This window comes from Thermodesulfovibrionia bacterium (assembly GCA_030646035.1).
Taxonomy (GTDB): Bacteria; Nitrospirota; Thermodesulfovibrionia; order UBA6902; family UBA6902; genus JACQZG01.
Map to the genome: position 1 here is coordinate 299,661 of JAUSMY010000030.1, position 9,029 is coordinate 308,689.

7 protein-coding genes and 1 tRNA gene are annotated in these 9,029 nt (G+C 45.8%); 4 read left to right on the forward strand and 4 right to left on the reverse strand.

The features are described from left to right. From rpsR to Q7U10_05105, 3 genes are read left to right on the forward strand one after another with little or no spacing between them, the layout of a single operon-like run. On the forward strand, positions 1-252 hold the full coding sequence (gene rpsR, locus Q7U10_05095; GenBank protein ID MDO8281988.1) for a 30S ribosomal protein S18: 252 nt from the start codon (positions 1-3) through the stop codon (positions 250-252). A gap of 2 nt (positions 253-254) precedes the next feature. Further along, the gene (locus Q7U10_05100; GenBank protein ID MDO8281989.1) at positions 255-536 is read left to right on the forward strand and encodes a DUF507 family protein; all 282 of its coding nucleotides are present in this window, start codon (positions 255-257) and stop codon (positions 534-536) included. Beyond that, positions 533-811: a DUF507 family protein gene (locus Q7U10_05105; protein ID MDO8281990.1), complete on the forward strand. Its 279-nt coding sequence runs from the start codon at positions 533-535 to the stop codon at positions 809-811. The genes Q7U10_05100 and Q7U10_05105 overlap by 4 nt, the downstream gene beginning before the upstream one ends. On the opposite strand, the gene prfB is transcribed toward Q7U10_05105, so the two are convergent. Together prfB and lnt are read right to left on the reverse strand one after the other, a co-directional pair. Then, positions 812-1,867, reverse strand: a complete 1,056-nt coding sequence (gene prfB / locus Q7U10_05110) for a peptide chain release factor 2 (GenBank protein ID MDO8281991.1) — start codon at positions 1,865-1,867, stop codon at positions 812-814. Positions 1,868-1,934: 67 nt separating this feature from the next. Beyond that, positions 1,935-3,503 (reverse strand): apolipoprotein N-acyltransferase, encoded by a 1,569-nt coding sequence (gene lnt / locus Q7U10_05115; protein ID MDO8281992.1) that lies wholly within the window; start codon positions 3,501-3,503, stop codon positions 1,935-1,937. A gap of 46 nt (positions 3,504-3,549) precedes the next feature. Here lnt and Q7U10_05120 point away from each other — a divergent pair. Beyond that, a tRNA-Phe gene (locus Q7U10_05120) sits at positions 3,550-3,625 on the forward strand. 212 nt (positions 3,626-3,837) lie between these two features. Here Q7U10_05120 and Q7U10_05125 read toward each other — a convergent pair. Together Q7U10_05125 and Q7U10_05130 are read right to left on the reverse strand one after the other, a co-directional pair. Continuing rightward, positions 3,838-4,347, reverse strand: a complete 510-nt coding sequence (locus Q7U10_05125; protein MDO8281993.1) for an OmpH family outer membrane protein — start codon at positions 4,345-4,347, stop codon at positions 3,838-3,840. A gap of 91 nt (positions 4,348-4,438) precedes the next feature. Beyond that, positions 4,439-9,029: hypothetical protein (locus Q7U10_05130; GenBank protein MDO8281994.1), on the reverse strand; the 4,591-nt coding region annotated here is incomplete at its 5' end.

Consider the following 9,029-nt stretch of genomic DNA (forward strand, 5'->3'; position numbering starts at 1 on the left):
TTGAGACCCACCACAAAACCAAGAACATCAAGACCAAGATTTCAGAGAAAGAGATTCTGTAAGTTCTGTGCTGACAAGATAGACTTTATCGATTACAAGGATATCAGGATATTAAGGCATTACCTTACTGAAAGGGGCAAAATGATGGCAGCCAGGATGAGCGGCACCTGCGCAAAACATCAGCGTGAACTTGCACAGGCTATTAAAAGGGCAAGAAGCATCGCGCTCCTGCCGTTCGTAGAGAAGTTTTAGAGATGAGGATCCCGAAGGGCTGGCTAACTGTTATATCAAGAGAGATACTGAAAGAGCTTCTTGATAAAGACTTTGTCGAACTGAAAGCCCCTGAGAATAAAACCCGGGATATCATCTTCGAAGCGATGCTTGATGAGCTGATGATCGAGGACACGCTAAACGACGAAGTGAGAGATATATTGAAGAAGTTTGACTCAGAGATAGAAAAAGGGAACCTTGACTACCGCACGCTTTTTGATATGACAAAAAAGAAGCTCGTAAAGGAACGCAATATCATCTTATGAGACTCTCTGACGACAAGGTAAGCCACCTAACCCACATTATCCTGAAGGGGCTAAAAGATAAAGACGCTGTTAGAACCCTTAGTGAAGACGGAGCCATCAGGCGCGCAATAAGAAATGTGATAACAAAAGAGCTGAAGCTGGCTGAAGATATAGATGCAAAGGTCAGCAACAAGCTGCAGTCATATTCAAAAAAGGTCTTTGAGGGCTCATCTGAGTGGGATGTCCTTTACCAGAAGTTCTATGATGAAGAGATGTCAAAGCTGGGCAGAAACTAATTAAGCGCCTGCCTTGCCCTTCATTAAGTACCCTTTAATAAACTCATCAATATCACCGTCAAGCACAGCAGCAACATTGCCTCTCTCAATATCCGTCCTGTGATCCTTAATAAGCTGGTAAGGCTGTAGTGTATATGACCTTATCTGGCTGCCCCATGCTATCTCCTTCTTCTCACCCATAAAGTCCTCTATCTTTTTATTATGCTCCTCTTTTTTCAGAGCATACAGACGCGCCTTGAGCACCTTCATGGCCATGGCCTTGTTCTTTATCTGTGAGCGTTCATTCTGACAGCATACAACGACATTTGTCGGGATGTGGGTCAGCCTGACAGCGGAATCTGTCTTGTTGACATGCTGCCCCCCGGCGCCTGAAGCCCTGTAGGTGTCAACCCTTATATCGTCCTCATTCATATCTACCTCTATATCCTCGGTTATCTCAGGGTAAACAAGGATCGCTGCAAAAGAGGTGTGCCTCCTCTTGTTGGCATCAAAAGGCGATATCCTTACAAGCCTGTGCACGCCGGCCTCGCCTTTCAGGTACCCATAAGCATAATCACCTTCGATAGTGATGGTAGCGCTCTTTATGCCAGCCTCTTCACCTGAGATAATGTCAATTATACTTACCTTGAAATTCCTGCGCTCAGCCCATCGCAGGTACATCCTCATCAGCATCTGAGCCCAGTCCTGGCTCTCTGTACCACCGGCCCCGGGATGGATCGTCATTATGGCATTATTGATATCTTCAGGAGCAGAGAAGGAGCTCTTAAGCTCAAGGTCGTCAAGCTGAGCTTTGATCTCTCTGATGTTTCTTAAGATATCATCGCCAAATACATCTCCATCCTCTTCTTCGGAAAGTTCGATAAGGACAGAGGTATCCTCAAGTTTTTTTTGGATGGAAAATAAAGGCTGCAGGGAATTTTCAATGCCGGATCTTTCTTTCAGTAATTTCTGCGCGCTTGAAGGGTCATCCCAGAGCCCTTCTGCAGACAGTTCCTTCTGAAGCACTTCAAGCCGGCCTTTCAGTGATGGGACTTCAAAGATACCTCCATAGGGTATCTATCCTTGACTGTATCTCTTTAAGGTCTTCTCTTGTTCTCTCTTCAATAACCATTTATAATTACCTCTAATAACCTTCTTTATATTTACCTTTCCGTTCAGGGAAAAGGCAGTTTGCTATTAATATCACTGAACTAATTATACACAAAAAAGCAAAAAGGTCACCAAACTTCGTATAAAAGGTCTTCTCATCCGGCCCGAGAGAAAGCTCCTTTGTCATCTTAGCCTGAACAAAGATGCCGCTGCTTCCCATAACCCTGCCTCTTGTATCTATGAATCCTGATATGCCTGTATTTGCAGCCCTGACAACAGGGACTCTGTTCTCTACTGCCCTGAAGACCGCCATGGAGAAATGCTGATAAGGTGCTGGCGTTTTCCCAAACCAGGCATCATTCGTTATCGTCACAAGGACGTTGGCACCCTTGTTAACAAACTTCCTTGTAAGGCCGGGGAATATTATTTCATAGCAAATGAGGCTGGCTATTTTTGCCGGCGGCATCTCCATCACTGTATACACTTCGCCGGACCTGAAATCCCCTATGTCAATGACCAGTTTCTTTATAAAAGGGAAAAATCGCGCCAAGGGAACATACTCACCAAACGGAACAAGATGTATCTTATCATATACTGAAACAACCTCCCCTTTTGGAGATATAAGGATAGCGCTGTTAGCGAACTCAGACCCGCCTGTCTCGGATTTGTTTTCTGTGATACCTCCTGTGAGCAGGTGAATGCCGATACCCTTCTGGAAATCAAGCAAGTCAATTGCAGAGGAGGAACCTTTACTGAATACGAACGGCAGCGCAGCCTCAGGCCATACTATGAGGTCTGGAGATTCAGCGGCAACTTCAAGAGAAAGCCTTTTGTAAATATCAACTATCTCCTTACTTGAAGCAGCATCCCACTTTCTATCCTGCCCGATATTCCCCTGAATAACACTCGCCGTTATCGTCTTGGCTTTATCTTGTGATTTATTTAATTCCCAGAAGCCGTATATAAGAGATGCTGCCAACAGCAGGCCGTATATCACAACACCTGCAGTTATATGCGACTTACCTAACAGCGGCATCCTTCTGATCTTCTTGGGCCATGAAACAGCTATATCAAAGACCGCGCCGTTAAACGCAACCACAAGGAAAGAGACACCGTAAATGCCGGTAATGTCCGCTATCTGTATTATCGGGAGGAACTTATACTGTGAATAACCCAGCAACAGCCATGGGAAGCCTGTAAATGCATAAGAACGCACCACTTCAAGCGTTACCCACAGGACAGGGGCTATGAAAAGAGCCGGCATCCGTGAACGATCTGATATTAAAGCAAAGAGCATAGAAAACAGGCCGATATAGAGGCTCAGAAAAAGACATAACAGCAAAACTATAAATACACTTAATACAGCCGGGATGCTGCTGTAATAGTATATAGAGTGAAATACCCAGTAAAGTGCTCCTGTGAAAAATACAAGGCCTGTCAGGCTGCCTATGTAAAAAGAGGCCTTTGCTCCTTTATCCCTCAGGGCCATAAAAAGAGGGATAAGAGCAATCCATGTCAATGGATAAAGGTCAAAGGGTGGGAAGCCCGCTACAAGAAGAACTCCGGCAATTATAGAGAAGAAGATAGAGGCCCTGTTATCCATGAAATATTGACAACGAAAGAAAGTATAAGTTATAGTTTCTATCCATGGGCAGTTAGCTCAGCCGGTAGAGCAGAGGCCTGAAAAGCCTCGTGTCCGCAGTTCGATTCTGCGACTGCCCACCATTTTTTACTCACAGTTACGTATAAATACATCTCCCGCATTATATCCGATAAACAGCTAGTACATCTTCTAACCAAACATGCTTACTGACCAGGAATACTTATATAGATTACATTAACAGAGAGGCTTTTTATGCAGAATACATCCAACACTTAATAAATAAATAACAAGCAGCGGCCTGCATATCTTAAAAGCCGCTGCTTGTTTGTACTATTTATTTTTTATCAAGCTTCTTGATGACCTCATCCGTTATATCTACTGCCGGATCAAGGTATGCAAGAGCATTCCTGTCTCTGAATATCATGGCATATCCCTTGGTTTTGGCTATATCCTTCAGGATCGGGTCTGCCTTAAGCAGTATATCTATAACGAGATCCCTGTCCTTCTTTGCAAGCATTTCCTTCGCATCATCAACGATCCGCTTAAACTCTTTTTCCTTAAGCTGTATCTTGTCGATCAGCAGCTTAAGCTCTGCCTGATCAGCGCCTTCTTTCTGACTCTCAGCCTTAAATGTTTTGTTAAGTTCTTCAAATTCAGCGCGCCGTTTGGTTATCTTTACATTCTCTGTGTCCTTCAGTTTCTGAATATCAGCATTGGCCTTCTTGCCCATTTCAGAATCAGATACTATCTTCTGCACATTAATAAACCCAACTTTTTCTGCCGCATATGAATTAGCACAGAATAACATCACAGCAACAATTGCAACAATTACAATCTTCTTCACAGATCCATCCTCCTTTTAAGATTAAGGTATGCATAAAAAGACGGATAGCCGCCTCAAGGCAGCTATCCGTCTATGCTTTGGTGTTATTGCCCTACTTTTTCGCCTTCTCCTTCTCTAACAACCCCATCTCCCCAAGAGGCGTCACCAGCGAGATATCCATTACAGCTATAGATTCCTCGTGGAAGGCCCTGTACTTCCATGCCTCGTCAGACAGGCTTAATTCATCAGCAAATGAGCTGATTGCGTTGTTAATATACTGGTAGTATGCCTCACTTAGGTCCCTATTGGTCTGGCCGTTAAGAGACGGGTTCTCAAAGTACCAGTTGCCTATCCTTACTACACCAGGGGCGAGAAGATCATTCTGATATTCCCACTCGGCAATTTCTATATTCCTCTGATCCTGGAACCTTGGGCCTCTGAGCATCCAGCCCGACCTCAGATCTATGGCTTCGGTAAGAAGGAGGTCAAGGAACTGTACATTAAGCACAGGGGTGAATTCAAGGCCTATTGTCCCGGTCCTTATCACTGCCTTGTAAGCATCGATCACACCCTCTCCTCTATTCCAATCACTTACGGTACTACTTACACCACTGAAGTCGGTTACGCCATTAATGTCGCCAGTCATAGCTGTCAGTTCAACTATATCAGTAGCGATTACATCTATGATTGTAATATCACCATCATTTGTTGCTGTTATGGATACATCGCCCTCCTGTGGGGCGGTGGGGTCAGTATGGAATGGGTCATCCACTATGCCATAATTATCAGCAACATCTACGAGCGTTGTAATAATAGGATTAATGATATCACCGCGGCCTGTAATGGTCTGGAATATATCCGCTTCATCCAGTACCGGAAGACCGTCTGCGCGTTTCAACTCATTTATTCTGTCTAATATCATCTGCTTCGGATCCTCTGTCATGCTGTCATTATCCATGGCAGCTACAAACCTTGAAACAATATCACCTTCATTGGTTACATTAATATCTCCGTCAAATGTAAGCGCAACCAGGTCAAGCTCATAACCACCTGTCTGGTCATAGGTAATATTTGAGCCATCGCCGTCTTCGTCGTCGCCATCACCACTGGCTATCAGTGAGATAACTGTATCTGTAGTGGCAGCATTATGGATATTTATATCAGCGTCCGGACTTGTTACGTTCCCTGTCACTGTTTCTCCGTTGATATGGAGAACATCCGGGAAGGGCAGCCTTTCGATACCGATGCCTGAAGCAGCGTTGAGAATAATAGTAGGAGCTTTTATCTCAAGATCATCTTCAAAAGGATGGGTATTGGCATTAATAGCGCCTAACCCATCTGCAAGTCCATATGTGTCGTCATCAGCTGTGATGTCCACCGTTCCGCCTGTCCTCACTCCTCCAAGCAGGTTGCTGCCAAGCACAACATGGTCCGGAGCCGTCATCGTTATAGTTCCAGTTACGCTTTCTACAACAGCGCTTGAAGCCATTGTGATGTCACCATCCAAAGATCCAGTATCGGAGGGGTTGTCAAAACCTACCCTAAGCACGCCCTTGTTGTAATCAACTCCTGCATGGTAATTGATATTTCCGGAACCATCCGCATGGACTGTTACATCTCCATTTTGTGCGATTTCATCACCGGCGTATAGGGTTATATCGCCCCAGCCGTTCAAATTACAATTTACACTGTTTGCACATATAGCTGTCACATTGTCATTGAGTATAATATCGTCATTAACATCCTGGCCCTCAGCAATAAGCATGATATCGCCTGCGCCAACCTCATACGGCTCGCCTGCGCTGCCGCCGGTGTTGGTTACCTGAGCATTGATGGTTAGCGGGCTCTCAGCCACAATTGTTATATTGTCGTTGACCATGCCGCCTGTTATGGTCACACCGTCAGGCAGAAGACTGCCCTTGAGCGGGGGCCTGACTGATGCGTATGAACTCACACCACTCATATCGACAACATATAGCCCGTCAATGGTAATTACATCTACGTCGCGAATATGTATGTCACCGTCAACCGTAGTGGCTGCCACATCTCTCAAGGTTGTCTCGATAGAGTTAGCGTCAGTGCCGATGCCGTGCTTTGCAATGAGAGCAACAGAACCGTACTGCGTATCGACTAATATGTCGGATGTGCTTGTCGATGGGTCATTGATGTCATTGCTGTCACCTGCGTCGAGGATAGCGCCGTTCTCAGTCTCAAGTATCACCTCAATCTCAGTTGCAACACTATGATCAGTTTTTAGTTGACCGACGATTATATCTTCGTCAGCAGACATTCTTATAAGGCCTATGCCTGCGTCTATCACCGTTGCATCAGCCACTGTGATAATCACATTATTATTATCTGACATTATTATGGCACCACCAGCACCGGCATCAGAAGCGCCTGCGCCACTGAAATCAAGATCAGCATCAGCTTCGACTATTACATCGCCTGCAGTCAGCTGATCAACAAATAAACCGGTATCTGTTATGGTGACGTCACCTTCAATACCGAACTCGACATTGTCATCAGCAGTAAGGTTTATATTGCCGGTATCGGTATTTCTTATCGGAGCATTGATGATCAGCTTGCTCAGCCTGTCGTCCGTTAAGTTTGTTTCATTTGCATCCAGTATGATATTGCCGTCAATTGCACTAACACCCTCTGCATCTGGCCCTATGCCATCATCAGCAAGCAGTGTTATCGTGCCGTCGATCGTCCTGAGCGTTATCATGCCCGTGGCCGGGTTCTCATCATTTAAAACCCCGTTTACGAGCTGTACGACGTCTATGTCCCAGCTGTTCAGAAGATCGATATTGCCTGATGCGGTCACTACTGTGTAAAGCTCTGTATCGATATTTTCCGCATCTACAGAATCAGCATCTATCTCAAGGGCAGTAGTTATATTACCAGCTGATGGTATCGCCCATGACGAACCAATGCCTGTCACCGCGTTGAGAACTATGCGTCCATCCGGAGCGATTATATCCTCTGTTCTCGGATTTACGCCGCCCGCGCTGTCGCCGCCATCAACTATGTCGGCATTCTTACTCGTTACCACAACCGCTGTATCTGAATCGTTGCCAGTGATAAGCTGGGAAATTGTTACACGCTCATCAGCATTCAATGTGATAGTCCCGGTTCCGGTATCTATCAGTGACCCGTTAAGCATGTAGATCTCTCCGCCTGCACCGTTATTAGTATCGTCCATATCAGCGGTCACCTCTACATCACCTTCCTGCGAGACTACGTCGGAGAGCACATCGTCAAATCGCACGTTGTCGTCAGCCTCTAATGTTATGTCACCGAGATCTGATGTTATATTGTCGCTGATCTCAAGTATACCTACTGTGTTTCCGAAGACCGGCGTTACACCGTCACCGTTAGCGGTTATATCAATCGTTCCAAGGTTACCCGCCGTCACCGGTGCATCAACATCGATGCGGCCCTCTGTCGTGTCGATTTCGATGGAGCCACCGACCGTTGTGATAGAAGCATTAATAGCAATGTCAGAGCCGTCAGCTACGTTTACCTCACCGCTATTCAATATTGTTATTGTCCCGTCCGGGCTTGAACCGCCGGTGCTTATCTGAGCATTAATTGTAATATCACCAAAAGCGTCAAAGATGGTGGAAGCGCCGGTCATCTCAATATCAACCTCTCCGTTTCCGCTTGCAGTCACACCGACACCCGTACCGCTGACTGTAATATCATTATCAGCGTCAACGGTTATGTCACCATCGTTCTCCTGCGTCAGGCCGTTGATGATCAGGCCGTTAGGGGAAGTGCTGTCTCTTTCGTCAATATCTATATTCCCGGTGTCTGTATTTCTGCCGGTAATTTCAGCAATATCAGTCTCTATAGCAGTATCAACGTCTGTGATGTCAGTGCCAAATATTCCGTCTTTAGCATCTACAAAGAGCTCGCCATTTATTGTGGTGATCAGCGCGCCCTCTGTCTGGGTGATGCTTCCGAGCGTAGCATCGATGTCTATATTGCCTGAAGGATTGGCTGTACTGAGCACCGTCACATCATCATCCATATCAACGGAATCCTGTGCATTTATTGTGATGACCGTTGTGTCGGCATCCTGATCGTTACGTGCGGTTACGAGGTCTGCAAAGATATTGTAGCCTTCAAGAACTACCCTCTCACCTATCACTGATGATGAATCAGACATCGTCAGGTCGCCGGCGCTGTTTGAGTCAGTATCAGCTCTCATCTCAACATTACCAAGAGTGCTTCCAGGGTTATCATCATTTGCAATAATAGCTACGCCAGCGGTATCTTCTCCTACAGCAATATTGTTGGCTGCATCCACAAGCACATCATCATTTGCCGTGATGTCTCCGTCAATTGTGACAGTCCCATTTGCAGACTCGATATCTACATCTATACCGATAGCTGCAGCTCCGTCGCCTATTGTGCCGTCAAGGTTGACCCCTGACCAGCCGTTAATATATACGTTTCCGCCCGCCTGCATATCGCCTGCCGTCTGCCACGCAATCCCCTCATCAGCATCGACATCTATGTCGCTTGTGAGATCATCACCGGCTGTGAGATTAGCATTAAGTGTTGCATTGTTCTCAGCGTGGACTGTTATGTCTCCGTCTCCATCCCCGCTTATGTTTGCTGTCAGTAAATCAGCAGCAACGTTATAACCCTTTATTGTGATATCATCACCGGTTATCAGCACTGTTGAGGTG